Annotated in this window: 1 protein-coding gene (running past one end of the window); it reads left to right on the top strand. The window is 72.7% G+C overall.

From position 1 onward, the window contains the following. Positions 1 to 22,064: the 3' portion of a non-ribosomal peptide synthase/polyketide synthase gene (locus tag ACH49X_RS26150; protein WP_357206508.1), read on the top strand. The gene continues 3,271 nt to the left of window position 1, outside the view; 22,064 of the gene's 25,335 nt are visible here — the last part of the coding sequence; the start codon falls outside the window, past its left edge; its stop codon occupies positions 22,062 to 22,064.

Raw genomic sequence — 22,064 nt, 5'->3', positions numbered from 1 at the left:
TCCAGCTCACGATCTCGGACGCCGTCGACGGCTACCGTGCCGAATTCACCTACGCCACCGACCTGTTCGACGCGCCGACGGTGCGGGAGTTCGCCGCGAAGTTCATCCGGCTGCTGAGCGCGGCCGTCGACGACCCGGACGCGCCGGTGGGCGACCTGCCGCTGCTGGACGCGGGTGAACTCGACTACGTCACCGCGAGCTGGAACGCCAGCGGACACAAGGTGCCCGATCGCTTCCTGCACGAGGGTTTCGACGCGCAGGCGCGCCGCACCCCGGATGCCGTCGCGGTGGTCGCCGACGGCGAACAGCTCACCTACGCCGAGCTGTCCGACCGCGCCGACCGGCTGGCCAGGATGCTCATCGGCATCGGCGTGGGGCCGGAAGCGCTGGTCGTGCTGGCCTTGCCGCGCTCGGTCGAGCTGGTCGTCGCCATGTACGCGGTGGCGCGGGCGGGCGGCGCGTACGTTCCGGTGGACCCCGCGCACCCGGCCGAACGCATCGGCCACATCCTCGCCATCGCGCGCCCGCACGCGGTACTGACCACCAGCCGGTTCGCCTTGCCCGCGACAACTGCCGCGCCGGTGTATCACCTCGATGAACTCGATCTCTCCGCGTATCCCTCCGGCAAGATCGGCGCCCGCGAACGCCACGGCACGCTGCACCCGCAGCACCCCGCCTACGTGATCTTCACCTCCGGGTCGACGGGCAAACCGAAGGGCGTGGCGGTCAGCCACCAGGCCATCGCCAACCAGCTGGCCTGGATGCACGCGGAGTACGGTCCGCGTGCCGGCGATGTCTACTTGCAGAAGACCGCGAGCACTTTCGACGTCTCGCTGTGGGGCTACTTCCTGCCGTTGCGGGCGGGCGCGACCCTGCTGCTGGCCGCGCCGGACGGGCACCGCGATCCGCGCTATCTCGCCGAAACCGTCGCCCGCCATCGCGTCACGCTCACCGACTTCGTGCCGTCGATGCTCGCGGTGTTCGCCGCGCACGCCGAGCCGGGCGAACTGGACTCGCTGCGCGAGGTGTTCGTCATCGGCGAGGCGCTGTCGCCGGAGACGGTCGCGGCGTTCCGGCGGGTGTGCGGCGCGGGGTTGCACAACCTCTACGGCCCTACCGAGGCGGCGGTGTCGATCACCAATCGCGAGGTCATCGGGCTGGACTCGCCGCAGGTGCCGATCGGCGAGCCGGAGTGGAATTCGCAGGTCTATGTGCTGGACGGCCGGTTGCGGCCCGCGCCGATCGGTGTGCCGGGCGAGCTGTACCTGGCCGGAGCGCAGCTGGCGCGCGGCTACCACGGCCGCGTTGACCTCACCGCTGACCGTTTCGTCGCCAACCCCTTCGGCGCGCCGGGCGCGCGCATGTACCGCACCGGCGACCTGGTGCGCTGGAGCCGTGACGGCGAGTTGATCTATCTGGGCCGCACCGACTTCCAGGTGAAATTCCGCGGCCAGCGCATCGAGCTCGCCGAGATCGAGGCCGCGCTGCTGGCGGCGGACGGGGTCGGTCAGGCGGCGGCGCGGCTGGTCACCGGACCGGCGGGCGAGTTCCTGGCGGGCTATGTGATCCAGGCACCAGGTGCGGCGCTCGATCTCGACGTGGTGAAAGGCGCTGTAGCTCAACGTATACCCCACTACATGGTGCCGACCGCGTTGGTCGAGCTGGACGAGTTCCCCCGCAACACCAGCGGCAAGCTCGATCGCGCGGCGCTGCCCGCGCCCGTGCTCGCGGCCGAGCGCTTCCGTCCGCCGGTGAGCGCAGCGCAACGTCTGGTCGCCGCCGTGTTCGCGGAGGTGTTGCGGGTCGAACGGGCCGGGCTCGACGACGACTTCTTCGCTCTCGGCGGCAGTTCGCTGGACGCCACGCGGGTCAGCGCACGCACCGGCGAGGCGGCGGGCGTGCGCGTGCCGGTGCGCGCGCTGTTCGACGCGCCGACGGTGGAGGGCTTCGCCGCCGCCGTCGAGCGGCTCGGCGACACCGGGGCAGCGCGACTTCCCCTGGCGCGCCGCCCACGGCCGGAGCGGGTGCCGCTCTCGCCAGCGCAGCAGCGCCTGTGGTTCCTCAACCGCGTCGAGAGCCAGGACGGCGCCGACAGCGTCTACAACCTGCCGATCGTGCTGCGGCTGACCGGCCGTCTCGACGTGACCGCGCTCGAGCGCGCCGTGCTCGACGTGCTGGCCAGGCACGAGACGCTGCGCACCACCTATCCCGACACCGACGAGGGCCCGTGCCAGTCCGTTCGCGACGCCGCCGACATCGGTCTGAGCCTGCACCCGGTGCCGATCGACCGCCGCGCGGCGGAGGACGCCGTGGCGGGCATCGTCCGCGCCGGATTCGACGTGACCGCCGAGTTGCCCTGCCGGGTCGCGTTGCTCGCGGTGGACCGGGTGGACGAGGCGCGCGGCCGCACCGGCGACGAATACCTGCTGGTGTTCGTCGTGCACCACATCGCGGCCGATGCCATGTCGATGGTCCCGCTGGTCACCGATCTGGTGCGGGCCTACCGAGCGCGCCTGACCGGCGGACGGCCGGACTGGGAGCCGCTGCCGGTGCAATACGCCGACTACAGCCTCTGGCACCGGGAACTGCTCGGCGCCGAGGACGTTCCCGGCGACCTCGCCGCTCAGCAGTTGCGTTTCTGGCGCGACGTGCTCGACGGCGCGCCCGCGCAACTGCCCCTCCCGGCCGATCATCCGCGCCCCGCCATCCCTTCGCACGAGGGCGCGGCCGTCGAGTTCGTGATCGAGCCCGAGGTGGCGGCGGGCTTACGTGCGCTGGCCCGGCGCGGCGGCGCGACGCTGTTCATGACACTGCACGCGGCCTTCGCCGCCACGCTGGCCCGGCTCAGCGGCAGCTCCGACATCGTGATCGGCTCGCCCGTCGGCGGACGCGGGGAGCGGGTGCTCGACGGCCTCGTGGGCATGTTCGTCAACACCCTCGCCCTGCGCACCCGGGTTTGCGCCGACGCCTCGTTCGCCGCGCTGCTGACCGAGGTGCGCGACGCGGACCTGGCCGCGTTCGCCAACGCCGACCTGCCGTTCGAGCGCCTGGTGGACGCCATGGCGGTGGATCGCTCCTCGGGCGCGCACCCGCTGTTCCAGGTGATGTTCAGTTTCGAGAGCGCGACGCCCGCGTTCGACACGGTGGAGGTGCCGTGGCTGTCGGTGCGCCCGGTCGAGATCCCCGATACCGGAGCGAAATTCGACCTGCACCTGGTTATCGCGGAAAACGGGAATTCCGCGGGGCTTTCGGGCGCCTTGCGCTACGCGACCGATCTGTTCGACGCCGCGACGGCCGAGTCCTACACCGAGCGCTTCCAGCGGATGCTGGCCGCCGTCGTGGCCGACGCCGCCGCGCGGATCGGTGACATCGAATTGCTGTCGGACGCCGAACGCGCTCGCGTACTGCGGGAGTGGAACGACACCGCGCACCCCTTGCCCGACTCCGACACGCTCGCTTCACTGTTCGCCGACCAGGTCGCCCGCACACCGGACGCGCCCGCCATCACTTTCGAGGCGACGACCCCGTCCCAGCTGTCGCCCGACGACCGCGCCCAGGTGGGTGGCTCCGCGCCGCTGGCCCATCTGTCGCCAGAGGACCGTGGTGCGCTGGGTGGCTCCGCGCCCCCTGCTCGCCCGTCGTCCGACTACGACCCCGCGACCAATCGCTCCGCGACGCTGACGTACGCCGAATTCGCGGGCCGGGTCAACCGCCTGGCGCGGTGGCTCGTCGCGCAGGGTGTCGGCCCGGAAACGCTGGTGGCGCTGGGTATGCGCCGATCTGTCGACCTGGTGATCGGCATGTACGCGGTGACCGTCGCGGGCGGCGGATACGTGCCGCTCGACCCCGACTACCCGGCCGAACGCACCGCCGACATCCTCGCCACCGCCGCGCCGGTGTGTGTGCTGACGGCGGGCTCGGACCTGAACTGCGGCCTGCCCGAGACGCGGATCGACCGGCTGGACCTGTCCGGCTACCCGGACACCCCGCTCACCGATGCCGACCGGCGCGCTCCGCTGCGCGCGGCCGACACCGCCTACGTGCTGTTCACCTCCGGCTCGACGGGCAAGCCGAAGGGCGTCGCGATGAGCCACCGGGGCATCGTGAACCGGTTGCGCTGGATGCAGTCGGCGTATGCACCGCTCGGGCCGGGGGATGTGCTGTTGCAGAAGACGCCCGCCACCTTCGACGTGTCGGTGCCGGAGTTCTTCTGGCCGTTGCAGGTCGGCGCGCGCATGGTGCTGGCACGGCCGGATGGGCATCGCGACCCGGCGTACCTGGCGCGCGTCATCCGCGCCGAGGGCGTCACCGCCGCGCATTTCGTGCCGTCCATGCTGGCCGTCTTCGTCGCGGGCGAGTTCGACGTGCCGTCGCTGCGCGAGGTGTTCTGCTCCGGCGAGGCGCTGCCCGTCGGCGTCGCCCAGCGGATGCGCGAAACCGGTGCGCGGGTGCACAACGGCTACGGCCCCACGGAAGCCGCGGTGGAGGTGACCTTCCACGAAGTGCGCGACACCGACTTCGAGACCGTGCCGATGGGCGTGCCGATCTGGAACACCAGAACCTATGTGCTCGACGCGCGGCTGCGGCCGGTGCCCGCTGGTGTGCCGGGGGAGTTGTACCTCGCGGGCGTGCAACTGGCGCGCGGCTATCTGGGCCGCCCCGACCTCACCGGCGACCGGTTCGTCGCCAACCCGTTCGGCCCGCCCGGCGAACGGATGTACCGCACCGGCGACCTGGTGCGGTGGACCGCGACGGGCGAGCTGGAGTTCCTGGGTCGCAGCGACTTCCAGGTCAAGATTCGCGGCCTGCGCGTCGAACTCGGCGAGATCGAGTCGGTGCTGCTCGCGACGCCGGGCGTGACGCAGGCCGTCGTCCTGGTCCGCGACGATCGCGGCGTGGGCGAGCGCCTGGTCGCCTACGTGGTGACGGACGGGCCGGTCGATGTGACGGCGGTGCGTGACGCGGTGGCCCAGCGGCTTCCCGGCTATATGGTGCCGCGAGAGGTCGTGGTGCTGGACCGGTTCCCCGTGAACGCGTCCGGCAAGCTGGACCGATCGGCGCTGCCCGCGCCCACCGTCGCCGCCGCGGCGTTCGAGGAGCCGAGCGGGGAAGCGGAAAAGCTGGTCGCCGCCACGTTCTCGGCCCTGCTCGGCAGCTCCGAGGTCGGAGCGGACGACGATTTCTTCGCCCTGGGCGGCAACTCGCTCAGCGCCACCCAGCTCGCCGCCCGGCTGGGCAAGGCCACCGGGGCCGAGGTGGCGGTACGCACGATCTTCGACGCGCCGACGGTGCGGGCGCTGGCGCGGCGGATCACCGTCGACGCTCCGGCCGAGACCGGGCCCGTCGCGTTACCGCCGCTCACCCCGCAGGAGCGCGGCGGGTCCATCCCGCTGTCGATCGCCCAGCAGCGCATGTGGTTTTTGAACCGGTTCGACACCACCAGCGGCGCGTACAACATCCCGTTCGCGTTGCGCCTTACGGGAGCGCTGAACGTGCCCGCCCTGGAGGCGGCGATCGCCGACGTGATCGCCCGGCACGAAACCCTGCGCACGATCTACCCCGAACACGACGGCGGCGCGACGCAGCTGGTGCTCCCCGCCGGGACCAAGCTGGTCGAACTGGTCGCACGGCCGGTGCCCGCCGCGCAGGTGCCGGAAATCGTCGCCGCCGCGGCGCGAGCCGGGTTCGACGTGACCGCCGAGGTGCCGCTGCGCGTGCGGCTGCTGCGGGTGGAGGACGACGCGGCCGCAGGCGCACATCGAGTGCACGTCCTGCTGTTCGTCGTGCACCACATCGCCGCCGACGGGTGGTCGTTCGCGCCGCTCACCCGGGACCTGGCCAACGCTTACGTCGCGCGGTGCGCGGGCACGGCTCCGGCGCCGGGAGCGCTGCCGGTGCAGTACGCCGACTTCGCGATCTGGCAGCGCGCCGCGCTCGGCTCCGCCGACGATCCGGCTTCGGCGCTGGCAGGTCAGCTGGCCTACTGGACCGAGCGGCTGGCCGGGCTGCCCGACGTGCTGACGCTCCCGTCCGACCGGCCCCGCCCCGCGGTCGCCACCAACCGGGGCGGCGCGCTGACCGCACGGCTCGACGCCGCCCTGCACGAGCGGATCCAGGAACTCGCCGCCGCCCACCGCGCGACCCCGTTCATGGTGCTGCACACCGCGCTGGCCGTGCTGCTGAGCCGCTCCGGCGCTGGCCGCGACGTCGTCATCGGCGCTCCGGTCGCCGGCCGCGGCGAGGAAGCGCTGGACGAGCTGGTCGGCATGTTCGTCAACACGCTGGTGCTGCGCACCGAGGTCGATCCGGGTGCGACCCTGGCCGAGTTGCTGGAGTCGGTGCGCGCGGCCGACCTGGCCGCCTTCGACCACGCCGCGGTGCCGTTCGAGCAGCTGGTCGAGGCGGTGAACCCGGTCCGCTCGCAGGCGCACGCCCCGCTGTATCAGGTCGCGCTGACCTTGCAGAACCAGACCGCGCCGGAGTTCCGGCTGCACCGGCTGGCCATCGCGGCGCTGGAGGTGGGCGCCGCGCCGATCCAGCTCGACCTGGACTGGACGCTGACCGACCGCTACACCGCCGACGGCGCGCCCGACGGCATCGACGTGCACCTGCACTACGCGCTCGACCTGTTCGACGAACCGACCGTCGCCGGGTTCATCGCCGCCTTCGAACGGGTATTGCGCGCCATGGCGCGCGACGCCCGCACCCCGGTCGGCGCGGTCGAGCTGATGTCGCCGGCCGAACGCGGCCTGCTGCTGTCGGATCGCAACGCCACCGCGCACCCGCTGCCCGCCGAGACGCTCGACGACCTGCTCACCGCCCGCGTCGCGGCCACGCCTGACCGCGTCGGCGTGCGCTACGAGAACGAAGCGGTGACCTACGCCGAGTTCGCCTCCCGCGTCAACCGCTTGGCCCGCAGGCTGATTCACGCCGGTGCCGGCCCGGAGGACATCGTCGGGCTGGCCGCGGCGCGCTCGATCGACATGCTCGTGGCGATGTACGCGATCGTGCGCGCGGGGGCGGCGTATCTGCCGATCGATCCGGCGCATCCGGCCGACCGCTCGGCGCAGGTCGTCGCGAGCGCGGCGCCGCGGCTGATCCTGACGGCCGGTGGGGCGAGGCTGCCCGCGCTCGACGGGGTGCCCGTGCTCGATCTCGCCGATCTCGACCTCGACGACATCGCCGACGGACCGGTGGCCGATGCCGAGCGGACGGCCGCGCTGCGCCCGGACAACACCGCCTATGTGTTGTTCACCTCCGGCTCCACCGGACGGCCCAAGGGCGTCGCGGTCACCCACCGCGCGATCACCAACCAACTGCGCTGGCTGGAATTCCGCTACCAGGTCACCGCGTCCGACCGCATCCTGCAACGGGCCCCGCTGACCTTCGACGTGTCGGTGTGGGAGTGCTTCCTACCGATCGCGGTCGGCGCGCCGCTGGTGCTCGCAAGGCCCGGCGGGCACCTGGACCTGGCCTACTTCGCGGATCTGCTGCGCGAACACCGGATCACCATCGCGGAGTACGTGCCCTCGGTGCTGGCCGCGCTGCTCGGTGAGGGCATGGGCGACGCGCTGCGGTCGTTCCGGCACCTGCACTGCGGCGGCGAGGCGCTCACTCCGGACCTGCTCGCCGCGCTGCGCGGCAGTTTCGACGGCGCGGTGCACAACGCCTACGGTCCGACCGAGGCCGCGATCTCGGCGATCTACCACGAATTCACCGACGCCGACGCCGAATCCGGGCGGGACGTGGCCATCGGCCGCCCGTGTTGGAACACCAGGGCCTACGTGCTGGACGCCCGGCTGCGCCCGGTGCCGATCGGCGTCACCGGCGAGCTGTATCTCGCGGGTGACCAGTTGGCGCGCGGCTACCACGCCCGCCCAGGGCTGACCGCGCAACGATTCGTCGCCGATCCGTTCGGGGTGCCCGGCCGAATGATGTACCGGACCGGCGACCTGGCGCGCTGGAACCGCGACGGCGATCTGGTGTATCTGGGCCGCAACGACTTCCAGGTGAAGTTGCGCGGCCAGCGGATCGAGCTGGGCGAGATCGAGGCCGTCCTCGCCGCCGCGACCGGCGTGACCAACGCGGCGGTGCTCGTCACCCGCGACGGCGCGGGACAGGAATGTCTCGTCGGTTACGTCACCGGTGCGGGCCTGACGCCCGAGGCGGTGCTCGGCGCGGCGCGGGCCCAGCTGCCCGCCTACATGGTGCCCGCCCACATCGCCGTGCTCGACGAGATGCCGTTGACCACGGTGGGCAAACTCGATCGGTCGGCGCTGCCCGCCGTCGAGTTCACCGCCGCGACGGGGGCGTTCCGCGCGCCGCGGGAGGGGACCGAGGCGGTGCTCGCCACGCTGGTCACCGACCTGACCGGCGCGGAGCGGGTCGGCGCGGACGACGACTTCTTCGCCCGCGGCGGGAATTCGCTGCTGGCCATGCGGCTGATCGCGCGGGTCAACGCGGCTTTCGGGTGCGCGCTGACCGTGCGCGAGGTGTTCGAAACGCCGACCGTCGCCGGGCTGGCCTCGCGAGTGACGGGATCGGAACGGGTGGACGTCGACCGGCCCGCGCTCGTTCCGCGAGAGCGGCCCGAGCGCATCCCGTTGTCGCTGGCGCAGACCCGGATGTGGCTGCTGCACCGGCTCGATCCCGACTCGGCGGTCTACCACATCCCGATCACCATCCGGCTCACCGGCGCGTTGGACCTCGCGGCATTGCGCGCGGCCGTGCGCGACGTGATCGAGCGGCACGAATCGCTGCGCACCGTCTTCCCCGCGGATGCCGACGGGCCCGCCCAGGTCGTTCGCGGCGGCGCGGATGTGCCCGAACTGCCGTTGCCGCCGATCGAGGTGGACGAGCCGAACCTGCGGGAGGCGGTGCTCACGGCGATCGGCGCGAGTTTCGACCTGCGCACCGCTGTTCCGGTGCGCGCGAGCCTGTTCCGCGTCGCCCCCGAAGATCATGTGCTTGCCGTGGTGGTGCACCACATCGCCGCCGATGGCGTCTCCACCGCGCCGCTGGCCCGCGACCTCATGACGGCCTACACCGCGCGCGTCGCGGGTGATGCGCCGTCGTGGCCGCCGCTGCCCGTGCAGTACGCCGACTTCACCCTTTGGCAGCGCGAGGCGCTCGGTTCCGCCGACGACCCGGATTCGCCGCTGTCGCGCCAGATCGCCTACTGGAGAGCCGAACTCGACGGACTCGCGCCGGTGCTGGAACTGCCCGCCGACCGTCCCCGCCCAGCGGTGGCCTCTGGGCGCGGCGCCACCGTCGAGTTCGCGATCCCCGCCGATCTCACCGGCTCGATCGCCGAACTCGCCCGTCGGCACGGCGTCTCGACGTTCATGGTGCTGCACGCGGCCTACGCCGCGCTGCTCGCCCGCCTCACCGGGGTCGGCGATGTCGCGATCGGCACTCCCGTCGCGGGCCGAGGCGAGGCCGAACTCGACGACCTCGTCGGCATGTTCGTCAACACCCTGGTGCTGCGCACGCCGATCGCGGCGGACGCGTCGTTCGCCGCGTTGCTCGGCCGGGTGCGCGAGGTCGACGTGCGGGCCTTCGCCCACGCCGACCTGCCGTTCGAGCGTCTGGTCGAGGAGCTGAACCCGGTGCGCTCGCAAGCGCATTCGCCGCTGGTGCAGACGTTGCTCACCTTTGAGCAGCACGACGACACCGCGCTGCGCCTGCCCGGTCTGACGGTGTCGGCCTATCCGCTGGACAACCGCGTCGCGCAGTTCGACTTGGCGGTGGAACTGACCGAACACCGCGTCGAGACCGGCTACGCGCTGCGCGGCGTGCTGCGATACGCCACGGACCTGTTCGACCGCGCCACCGTCGAGACGTTCGGGGCTCGTTTCACGCGCGTGCTGCGGGCCGCGGTGGCCGACCCGTCGGCGCGCGTCGGCGACCTCGAACTCATGGACGACGCCGAACGGGCGCTGGTGCTCGACCACTGGAACGACACCGCGGTCCCCGTCGACCCGGCCGCCACGCTGATCTCGCTGTTCGAAGCCCAGGTGGCCAGGACTCCGGACGCGCCGGCGGTGACGGTGGAGGGGCGCACCCTGTCCTACGCCGAGTTCGCGGCGCGGGCGCGGCGGCTGGCGCGCTGGCTGGCCGCCCATGGCGTCGGCCCGGACACGCCGGTCGCGCTCGGCATGCGACGGTCGCTGGACCTGGTGGTCGGCGTCTACGCGGTGATCGTCGCGGGCGGCGCGTACGTCCCGCTCGACCCCGACCATCCGGCCGAGCGGCTGGAGTACGTGCTGTCGACCGCCAGGCCGGTGTGTGTGCTCACCTCCGGCCTCGATCTGGACACGGGAGCGGCGCGGCAGGTCCGCATCGACCGGCTCGATCTGTCCCGCTACTGCGACGACCCGCTCACCGCCACCGACCGGCTCGGCACGCCCGCCCCCGGCCACACCGCGTATGTGATCTTCACCTCAGGATCGACCGGCCGCCCCAAAGGCGTGGCCGTCACCCACGCGGCGATCGTGAATCGCCTCACCTGGATGCAGTCGGCCTATCCGCTGGCCGCCGACGATGTGGTGCTGCAGAAGACCCCGGCCACCTTCGATGTCTCCGTCTGGGAATTTTTCTGGCCGTTGGCTTTCGGCGCACGCTTGGTGGTCGCACGTCCAGATGGGCATCGCGACCCGGCGTATCTGGCCCGGCTGATCGTCGGGCAACGCGTCACGATCGCGCACTTCGTACCCGCCATGCTGGCGGTTTTCCTGGCCGATCCGCACACAGAAAAGTGCATTACGCTGCGCAACGTCTTCGCATCGGGCGAGGCATTGCCCGCGGTCGCCGCGCAGCGGGCGCGAGAGGTGATCGGAGCGCGGGTGCACAACCTGTACGGCCCTACCGAGGCCGCCGTCGACGTCACCTATCACGAGGTGACCGATCGGGACGTGGTGTCCGTGCCGATCGGCAGGCCGGTGGCCAACACCCGCCTGCTGGTGCTGGACGCCCGGATGCGGCCGGTGCCCGTCGGCGTCGCGGGGGAGCTGTACCTCGCGGGCGCGCAACTGGCCCAGGGGTATGTGGCGCGCCCGGAGCTGACCGCCGACCGGTTCGTGGCCGATCCGTACGGGCCCGCCGGTGCGCGGATGTACCGCACGGGTGATCTGGTCCGCTGGACGGGCCGAGGGGAGCTGGAGTACCTGGGCCGGACGGACTTCCAGGTGAAGCTGCGCGGCCTGCGCATCGAGCCCGGCGAGGTGGAGTCGGCGCTGCTGGCGCTGGACGCGGTCGCGCAGGCGGTGGTGCTGGTCCGTTCCGACGGGCGGCTGGGCGATCGGCTCGTGGCCTACCTGGTGGCGTCGGACCGCCACGCGATCGACACCGATGACGTGCGCGCCGCGCTGAGCGCCGAGTTGCCCGCCTATATGGTGCCCACCTCGTTCGTCGTGCTCGAGCGGTTCCCGGTCAACGCGTCCGGCAAGCTGGACCGCGCGGCGCTGCCCGCACCGCAGGTCGCGACCGCGGGTTACCGGGCTCCGGCCACGCGCACCGAGGCGACCGTCGCGCGGATCGTCGCGGCGCTGCTGGGCGTCGAGCGGGTCGGAGCGGACGACGACTTCTTCGCCCTCGGCGGAAACTCCCTGATCGCGACCCAGGTCGCCGCCCGGCTCGGCGCCGAGCTGGACGCCGAGATCCCGGTGCGCCTGCTGTTCGAGGCGCCGACGGTGACCGCGCTGGCCGCGCGCGCCGAACGGCTCGCGGGGACCGGCGGCAAGCCCGCGCTCGCGCCGCGGCCGCGCCCGGAGCGCGTTCCGCTCTCGCCCGCGCAGCAGCGCATGTGGTTCCTCAACCGCTTCGATCCCGCCGAGACCGTGCACAACATAGCGGTGGTGGTGCGGCTCGCCGGCTACCTGGACCAGGACACCCTCGCCGCCGCCGTCGGCGACGTGGTCGCCAGGCACGAGACGCTGCGCACCGTCTACCCCGACCACGAGGGCATCGGCTACCAGCGCGTTCTCGACGTCGATCAGGTGCCCGCGATCCAAGCGCTGGAGGCCGGCGCGCTGCGCGAATTCGTCGCGGTCCCGTTCGACCCGACCGCCGAGGTGCCGCTGCGCATCGGCCTGGTGACGCGGTCGGATCGCGACCACCTGCTGGCCCTGGTGGTGCACCACATCGCGGCAGACGGCTTCTCGATGGGCCCGCTGGCCCGCGATCTCGCCGCCGCCTACGCGGCCCGCGCGACCCGCACCGCCCCGGACTGGACCGAACTCGACCTGCAGTACGCCGACTACGCGCTCTGGCAGCGCGAGGTGCTCGGCGCCGAGGACGACCCCGGCTCCGTGGCCGCGCGCCAGCTGGCGTACTGGCGCGAGACGCTGCGCGCACTGCCCGCCCAGCTCGACCTGCCCGCCGACCGACCGCGCCCCGCCGTCGCCTCGCACGCCGCGGCGAGCACCACCGTGGCGCTTCCGCCGGAAATCGGTGCAGGCATCGCCGACCTGGCCGCGCGCTACGAGGCCACACCGTTCATGGTCGTGCACGCCGCGCTGGCCACCCTGCTGGCCAGGCTGTCCGGCACGGCCGACATCGCGATCGGCGCGCCCGTCGCGGGCCGAGGCGACGCGGCGCTGGACGATCTGGTGGGCATGTTCGTCAACACGCTGGTGCTGCGCGCGGAGGTTCCCGGCTCGGACACCTTCGCCGCCGTGCTGCGCCGGGTGCGCGAACGCGACCTGGACGCCTTCGCCCACGCCGACGTGCCGTTCGAGCGCTTGGTCGAGGTGCTGGACCCGCCGCGCTCGCAGGCCAGGCACCCGCTGTTCCAGATCGCGCTGTTCTTCCAGAATCTCGCGCCGGTCACCCTGGACATGGCCGGTGTCACCGTGACCGAGCACGACATCGACTACGAGACCACGCCGTTCGACCTCCAGCTCACCGTCACCGGTGACGCGCTGCGCTTCACCTACGCCACCGACCTGTTCGACGCGGCCACCGTGGCGACCTTCGGCGCGCGCTTCACCCGCCTGCTCGGCGCGGTCGCCGCCGACCCGGAACAGCTGGTCGGCGACATCGATCTGTTCGGCGCGGGGGAACTGCATCGCGTGGTCACCGAGTGGAACGACTCCGCGCACACCGCGCTGGCCGACGAACTGCTGCTCGACGAGTTCGAGGCGCAGGCCGCCGCGACGCCGGACGACCCGGCGCTGGTGTTCGTGCCCGACAGCGCGACGTCTGCGGTCACCGTGACCTACGGCGAACTCGACCGGCGCGCCAACCGGCTGGCCCGCTACCTGATCGCGACGGGCGCCGGCCCGGAAACGCTGGTGGCGCTGGCGATCCGGCGCGCACCGGAGCTGGTGATCGCGATGTACGCGGTGCTCAAGGCGGGCGGCGCGTACGTGCCGATCGACCCGGATCACCCCGCCCAGCGCATCGCCCACATTCTCGGCACCGCCACGCCCGCGGCCGTGCTCACCACGACGGCCGACCGGATCGATGTCGGCGAATCCGTCGTCACCGTCCTGGTCGACGCCGTCGCCCTGGACGGCTACTCCGACGACCCGATCACCGCCGAGGAGCGTCGCGCGCCGATCCACCCGGACAACCCGGCGTACGTGATCTTCACCAGCGGCTCCACCGGGAAACCCAAGGGCGTCAGCGTGTCGCACGCCGCGATCGTCAACCAGATGACCTGGATGCAGGCGCGGTACGGGCTCACCGCCGAGGACGTGTACCTGCAGAAGACGGCGACCACCTTCGACGTGTCGCTGTGGGGCTACTTCCTGCCGCTGCGCGTCGGCGCCACCCTCGTGCTGGCCGCCCCCGACGGCCATCGCGACCCGGCCTACCTCGCCTCGGTGATCGGCGAAAGACGGGTCACCGTCACCGATTTCGTGCCGTCGATGCTGAGCGTCTTCGCCGGGTACGTCGCCTCCGCAGGGTGCGGCGCCGCGCTCGCGTCGCTGCGGACGGTGTTCCTGATCGGCGAGGCGCTGCCCGCCGAGACCGTGCGGGCATTCGGCGCGGTGAGCGCCGCGCGGCTGCACAACCTGTACGGACCCACCGAAGCGGCGGTGAGCATCACCCACCGCGACGTCACGGGCGACAGCGGCCACACCGCCGTGCCGATCGGCAATCCGGAATGGAACAGCCGGGTCTACGTGCTGGATTCGCGATTGCGCCCGACATTGCCCGGCGTGGCGGGAGAGCTGTACCTCGCGGGTGTCCAGCTCGCGCGCGGCTATCACGGCAGGCCGGACCTCACCGCGGAACGGTTCGTGGCCAACCCGTTCGGCGCGCCGGGCCGGCGGATGTACCGCACCGGCGACCTGGTGCGCTGGCAGATCCGGGGGGACACCGCCGAATTGGTGTACCTGGGCCGCACCGACTTCCAGGTGAAGTTCCGCGGCCAGCGCGTCGAGCTCGGCGAGATCGAGGCCGCGCTCGCGGCCGCGCCAGGGGTGGCGCAGGCGGCGGCACGGGTGGTCACCACCGTCACCGGCGAGGACCACCTGGTCGGTTACGTCACCGCCGAACCGGCAACGGTGGTTCCGGACGTCGAGGTGCTGCGCGCCGCCGCGCGCACGCTGCCGTCGTACATGCTCCCCTCGGCGTTGGTCACGCTGGACGCATTCCCGCTCAACGCCTCCGGCAAACTGGACCGGAAAGCGTTGCCGGACCCGGTCTTCGATCGCGTCGCCTATCTCGCCCCCGTCACCCTGGCCGAACGGCTGGTGGCCGAGGCATTCGAAACAGTGCTCGGCGCCGGGCCGATCGGTGTGGACGACCACTTCTTCGCCCTGGGCGGCAACTCGCTCAGCGCCACCCGCGTCGCGGCCAGGCTGGCCGACCGGCTCGGTCGCCGTGTCCCGGTGCGGCTGCTGTTCGAAGCGCCGACGGTGGGAACGCTGGCCGCGCTGCTCGGCGCGCAGGCCGCCGCGACCGAACAGGCGGTGCCCTTGGTGGCCGGTCCGCGACCGGACCGGATTCCGCTCGCGCCGGTCCAGCGCGGCATGTGGTTCCTCAACCGGCTCGATCCGGCGTCCGCCGCACACAACATCCCGGTCGCGCTGCGCATCGAAGGGGAACTGAACGCCGACGCCATGATCGGCGCGTTCGCCGACGTCGTGGCCAGGCACGAGACCTTGCGCACGGTGTACCCGGCCGACGCTACCGGCGCGGGTCACCAGGTGATCCTGCCCGTGGACGCCGCGGCGGTGCGCTTGACGGTCGAGGCGCTGGACGGTCGCGCCGCCGAGGACCGGATCGCCGAATTCCTCGACGCGGGCTTCGACCTCACCGCCGCCGTTCCGGTGCGCGCGGCGCTGCTGCGGGAACACGCCACCAGTCACGTGCTCGTCGCGGTGGTGCACCACATCGCCGCCGACGGTTACTCGATGAGTCCGCTGCTGCGCGATCTGCTGACGGCCTATCTCTCCCGCGTGCTCGGCACGGAACCGGCCTGGCCCGCGCTCGCCGCCCAGTACGCCGACTACGCCCTGTGGCAGGCCGCCGAGCTGGAAAACACTGCCGCGCCCCAGCTCTCGTATTGGGCCGAGACGCTGCGCGATCTGCCGGGCGAGCTGGAACTGCCCACCGACCGTCCGCGTCCGGCGATCGCGAGCAAGCGCGGCGCGAACGTGCGGGCCAGGATCGGCGGCGGCGTCGCGGGGCGGGTGCGCGAGCTGGCGCTGCGCCACGAGGCGACGCCGTTCATGGTGGTGCACGCCGTCCTCGCCGTCCTGCTGTCGCGGCTGTCGGGCTCCGGCGACGTCCCGATCGGCACTCCGGTGGCCGGACGCGGCGCCGCGGCTCTGGACGACCTGGTCGGCATGTTCGTCAACACCGTGGTGCTGCGCGCCGACGTGCGCGCCCACGAGTCCTTCACCGAACTGCTCACCCGGATCAGGGCCGTCGACCTCGCGGCGTTCGAGCACGCGGGCGTGCCGTTCGATCGGGTGGTGGACTCGCTCGGCGTCGAGCGTTCCCCGGCGCGGCATCCGCTGTTCACCGTGGCGCTGAGCTACCCGAACGCGGCCGCGGACGCCTTCACCGTGCCCGGTCTCGACCTCACCGCCGTCGCATTCGACGAGCCGGTGGCCCGTTTCGACCTGCAATTCACCGTGTCCGCCGAGCCGGATGCCGACGGTCACCTCGCGGTCGAGCTGGACTACGCCACCGACCTGTTCGACGGCGCCACCGCGCGCGCTCTGCTGCGCCGGTTCGGCAGACTGCTCGGCGCGCTCACGGCGCGCCCGGACGCGCCGATCGCCGCCGCCGACCTGCTCGCGCCCGCCGAGCGCGCCGACCTGCTCGGCCGCGGCGGCGACGCGCCGGTGCCGCCGCGCACCCTGGCCGAACTGCTGGCCGCAGCGGTCGCGGTCGATCCGGGCGCGGTCGCGCTGGTCGCGGGCGAGCGGCAGCTGACCTACCGGATGCTGGACGAGCAGTCGTCGCGGCTGGCGCGCATGCTGATCGGGCACGGACTCGGCGCCGAGGACGTGGTGGCCGTCGCGGTGCCGCGCTCGATCACCTCCGTGCTCGCGGTGTGGGCGGTGGCCAAGACCGGCGCCGCGTTCGTCCCGGTCGACCCGACCTATCCGGCCGAGCGGATCGCGCACATGCTGACCGATTCCGGCGCCGCGCTCGGCCTGACGATCGCCACCTGCCGCGCGGCGCTGCCCAGCGACGTCGACTGGCTGGTGCTCGACGCCCCGTCCACCGCCGCGCGGATGCGCCGCAACAGCGGAGCGCCGATCACCGCCGCCGAACAGATCCGTCCCGTCCGGTGCGAGAACCCGGCCTGGATGATCTACACCTCCGGCTCGACCGGGACGCCCAAGGGCGTGGTCGCCACGCACACCGGCCTGGCCGGCGTCGCCCTCGCCCAGCGGGACCGGTACCTGGTCACCGCGGACGCGCGCGTGCTGCACGTGGCCTCGCCCAGCTTCGACGCGTCCATGCTGGAACTGCTGCTGGCCGTCTCCGCGGGGGCGGCGCTGGTGATCGCGCCTCCCGGTGTCTACGGCGGCGCGGAACTCACCGCGCTCATCCGCGATCAGCGGGTGACGCACGCGTTCCTCACCCCGGCCGTCCTGCCCACGCTCGACCCGGCCGAGCTGGACTGCCTGCGGCGGCTCACCGTCGGCGGCGAGTCCTACGGCCAGGACACGGTGCGCCGCTGGGCGCCCGGCCGGTCGTTCCACAACACCTACGGCCCGACCGAGACCACCGTCATCGCGACGATCAGCGCGGCGATGCGGCCCGGCGATCCGCTCGATCTCGGCACGGCGATCCACGGCATGTCCGCCGTGGTGCTGGACGGCGGATTGCGACCCGTCCCGGTGGGCGTCACCGGGGAGCTGTATCTGCGCGGTCCCGGTCTTGCCCGCGGATATCATGCGCGGCCGGGGCTTTCGGCGTCCCGGTTCGTCGCCGATCCCTATGGTCCCGAGGGCGGGCGGCTGTATCGCACCGGAGATCTGGCGCGCTGGACCAGTTCCGGCGCCCTGCGCTATGTCGGGCGTTCCGACCACCAGGTGAAGGTGCGCGGCCTGCGCGTCGAACTCGGTGAGATCGACGCCGTGCTCGCGGCGCACGAGACGGTGCGCACGGCCGTCACGGTCGGACACACCGACGCTGCGGGCGCGGTGTCGCTGGTCGCCTATGTGGTTCCGGCGGAGGGTCACACGATCGACACCGCCGACCTGCTGGCGCATGCCGCCCGCTCGCTCGCCGGGTACATGGTGCCGAGCAGCGTGCTGGTGCTCGACGAGCTGCCCCTGACCCCGGTAGGCAAGCTGGACCGGAAAGCCCTGCCGCGACCCGAGTTCCGCGCCGCCGAGTTCCGCGCCCCCCGCACCGCGACCGAGCGGGCGGTGGCGCGGACGATCGCCGAGGTGCTCGGGCTCGACGGCGGCGTCGGGCTGGACGACGACTTCTTCGCCCGCGGCGGCAACTCGCTGACCGCCACCCAGGTGGCCGCACGGCTCGGTGACCGGCTCTCGGTCGCCGTCGGCGTCCGTGCGGTGTTCGAGCACTCGACGGTCGAAGCGCTGGCCCGCGCGCTGGACGGCTCCGGCGCCTCCGCCCGCGCCGCGCTCACCCGGCGCGCGGTGACCGGCCCCGTGCCGCTGTCGCTCGCCCAGCAGCGCATGTGGTTCCTCAACCGCCTCGATCGGCAGTCCACCGCCTACAACATCCCGCTGGCGGTGCGGCTGACCGGCGAACTGGACGTGGCGGCGCTGAACGCGGCGATCGGGGACGTGGTCGCCCGCCACGACGTGCTGCGCACCGTGTATCCGCTGCACGCGTCCGGCCCGGTGCAGGTCGTCCTGCCCGTCGCGGACTGCACGCCCGTGCTCGCGCCGATCGCGGTGCAGGCCGACGACCTGGCCGCGGCGGTGGCCGACTTCGTCGGCGGCGGCTTCGACGTCACCGAGACCGTCCCGGTCCGCGCCCGCTTGTTCGCTCCGGTCGACGGCGACGCGGCGGGCACCGAGCACGTGCTCGTGGTGGTGGTCCATCACATCGCCGCGGACGGCTCGTCGCTGGCGCCGTTGGCCCGCGATGTCATGACCGCCTACGCCGCACGCAAACGCGGCGTCGCCCCGGACTGGTCACCGCTTCCGGTGCAGTACACCGATTTCAGCGTGTGGCAGCGCGAATCACTCGGCGCGGAGGACGATCCCGATTCGCCGCTGGCGCGGCAGATCCGGTTCTGGACCGAGACGCTGGCCGGTTTGCCCGCGCAACTGAGCCTGCCCGCCGATCGGCCGCGCCCCGCCGTCGTCTCCACGCGCGGCAGGCATGTCGATTTCGCGATCGCGCCCGAGGTGCACACGCGCCTGGCCGATCTCGGCCGCGCCTGCGGTGCGACGCTGTTCATGGTGCTGCACGCGGCGTTCACGGTGCTGCTGGCTCGCCTGTCGGGCGCCTCGGACATCGCGGTGGGCACCCCGGTCGCCGGACGCGGCGCGGCCGAACTCGACGACGTGGTAGGCATGTTCGTCAACACGCTGGTGCTGCGCGCCCGCGTGGACGCGGGCGAGGACTTCACCGGCCTGCTCGCTCGCGTGCGCGCCGCCGACGTCGCGGCCTTCGCGCACGCCGACGTGCCGTTCGAGCGTCTGGTCGAGGTGCTCAACCCGGAGCGCTCCACCGCCCGCCACCCGCTGTTCCAGGTCGGCTTCTCCTTCCACAACCAGGCGGAGGCCGACTTCTCCCTGGACGGATTGACCGCCCACGCGGCCGATTTCGATTCCGAGGTCGCTCAGTTCGACCTGCACTTGATCGTCACCGATCGTTACGGCCCCGACGGAACTCCGGCGGGCATGGCGGCATCGATCACCTACGCCACCGCCCTGTTCGACGAGTCCACGGTGGCCGGTTTCGCCACTCGCCTGCACCGGCTGCTGGACGCGGTCTGCGCGGACCCACGGCTGCCGGTCGGCGATCTCGCGCTGCTGGACCCGGCGGAGACCGAGCGCGTGCTGGTCACCTGGAACCGGGCCGAGCTCGCCTTCGCCCCGGCCACGCTGGTCACCGCGTTCGAGGAGCGGGCGGCCCGGTCGCCGGGGGCCGTCGCGATCGTCGACGACGACGTCACGGTCACCTACCAGGAGTTCGGCGCGCGGGTCAATCGCCTGGCGCGCGTCCTCATCGATCGCGGCATCGGCCCGGAAAAGCTGGTGGCGCTGGCCATTCCGCGCAGCGTAGACCTGCTCGTCGCGATGTACGCGGTGGTGACTGCCGGTGGCGCGTACGTGCCGCTGGATCCGGCGCATCCGCTGGAACGCACCGCGAGCGTGCTGGCCGCCGCCGCGCCGCAGCTGGTGCTCACCTCGGCGCGGGCGCCGATGCTGCCCGCGACGGCGTCGGAGCACAGCGTGGTGCTCGACATCTCGGCCGTCGCCGACACCGTGCCCGACGGCCCGGTGCGCGATGCCGAACGGATCGCCGCGCTCTCGCCCGCCGATACCGCCTACGTCATCTTCACTTCCGGTTCGACCGGCGCGCCGAAGGGCGTCGCGGTGCCGCACGCTGCGGTCGCGCACCAGCTGGACTGGATGCAGTCGGAGTACGCGCTCGGCAAGGACGACGCGGTGCTGGTGCTGACCTCCGCCGCCTTCGACCTGTCGGTGTGGGAGTACTGGTGGGCGCCGCGCACCGGAGCCCGGCTCGTGCTCGCGCCCCAGGACGCGCAGCGTGATCCGGCGGGGTTGCTCGATCTGGTGCGCCGCGCGTCGGTGACGACGCTGACGCTGGTGCCTTCGCTGCTGGCGATGCTGGCCGAAGCGCCCGGCGAGCGCCGCCTGCCGCGTTCGCTGCGCCGGCTGCTGGTCATCGGCGAGGCGTTGCCCGCCGCGACCCTGCGGCGGGCCGAGGCGCGCACCGCGGCCAGGATCGACAACCTCTACGGCCCCACCGAGGCCGCGGTGTCGGTGACCCGGTTCCGTACCGCCGCGGGCGTCCGGCAAGCGCTGGCACCCATCGGCACACCGCAATCCGGCAATCGGGTCTACGTCCTCGACGACCGTTTGCACCCGGTGCCCGCCGGGGTGACCGGCGAGCTGTATCTCGGCGGCGCGCAACTGGCTCGCGGCTACCACGGCGGCGCCGCGCTCACCGCGGAGCGGTTCGTGGCCGACCCGTTCGGACCGCAGGGCGCCCGCCTGTACCGCACCGGCGACATGGTGCGCTGGTCCGCCGACGGCAACCTCGAGTACGTCGAGCGGCGCGACTTCCAGGTGAAGATCCGGGGCTACCGCATCGAACTCGCCGAGATCGAGCACGCCATGCGCTCGCTGCCGGAGATCGGCGACGCGATCGTCGTCGCCTACGCCACCGACGGCGCGAACGCCGTGCTGGCAGGCTATTTCACCGCCGCGCAGCGGCTCGAGCCGAGCGCGTTGCGCGCCGCGCTGGCCGATGTCCTGCCCAGCTACATGGTGCCCGCCGCGCTGCGGCAATTGGAGACCTTGCCGCTCACCGCGAACGGCAAGGTCGACCGCGCCGCCCTGCCACGGCCCGAAACGCACGCCAGGGAATTCCGCGCCCCCGGTACCGACTTGGAGCGTGCCGTGTGCGCGGGCTTCGCCGAAGTGCTCGCCGCCGAGCGAGTCGGCCTGGACGACAACTTCTTCGAGCTCGGCGGCAACTCGCTGCTGGCCACCCGCTCGGCCGCCCGGCTGAGCGCGGCGCTCGGCGAACAGATCCCGGTGCTGTGGCTGTTCGCCGCGCCGACGCCCGCCCGCCTGATCGCCCAGCTGGAGCAGCACCGGTCCGGTCGCGGCCGGGTGGACGCGGCAGCCGCGTTCGACGTCGTGCTTCCGCTGCGGACCGGCGGCGCGCGCGAACCGCTGTTCTGCATCCATCCGGCAGGCGGTGTCGCGTGGTCGTTCGCGGGTCTCGCGGCGCACTTGGAGCAGGACCGCGACGTGTACGGCATCCAGTCGCCGGTGCTGAACTCGGCGGCGGCGCTGCCGGAATCCATCGACGACTGGGCGAGCCGCTACGTGCGCGAGATCCGCGCCGTGCAGCCCGATGGCCCGTATCACCTGCTCGGCTGGTCGCTCGGCGGCGTACTCGCGCACGCGGTCGCGGTGCGGCTGCAAGAGCAGGGCCAGCGGGTCGCGGTGCTGGCCATGATGGACAGCTCGCTGCGCGTCCCCATGGACACGGCAGCGGCATTGCCGCTCGCCGACCTGCTCGGCGGGTTGCTCGGCGAGGCGGCCGACGACCAGGACGCCGAACTCGACCTGCCCCGCTTGGCCCGCAGGATCGCCGACCTGCCCGAGCCGTTCGCCTCCTTCGGCGCCGACCGCCTCGACCGTGTGCTCGGCGCGGGCGCCAGGTCACTCGAGTTGATCCGGCGCTACCGCCCCCGCCCCTACAAGGGCAACCTCGTGTACTTCACCGCCGCGCTGGACGATCCCACCGGCGCCGCGGGCGCGGCGAGCTGGGCGGACGCCGTGGACGGCACCGTGCACAACCACGCGGTGCACGCCTCGCACTGGCGGATGACCTCCGAATCCGCGCTGGCGCGCATCGGCCACGTCCTCACCGCCGCGCTGGCCGACACCGACCGCCCCTAG

This window comes from Nocardia sp. NPDC019323 (assembly GCF_044389845.1).
Lineage (GTDB): Bacteria > Actinomycetota > Actinomycetes > Mycobacteriales > Mycobacteriaceae > Nocardia > Nocardia implantans.
Note: the sequence above shows the minus strand (reverse complement) of the source record. Positions and strands in the feature narration are given on the sequence as shown.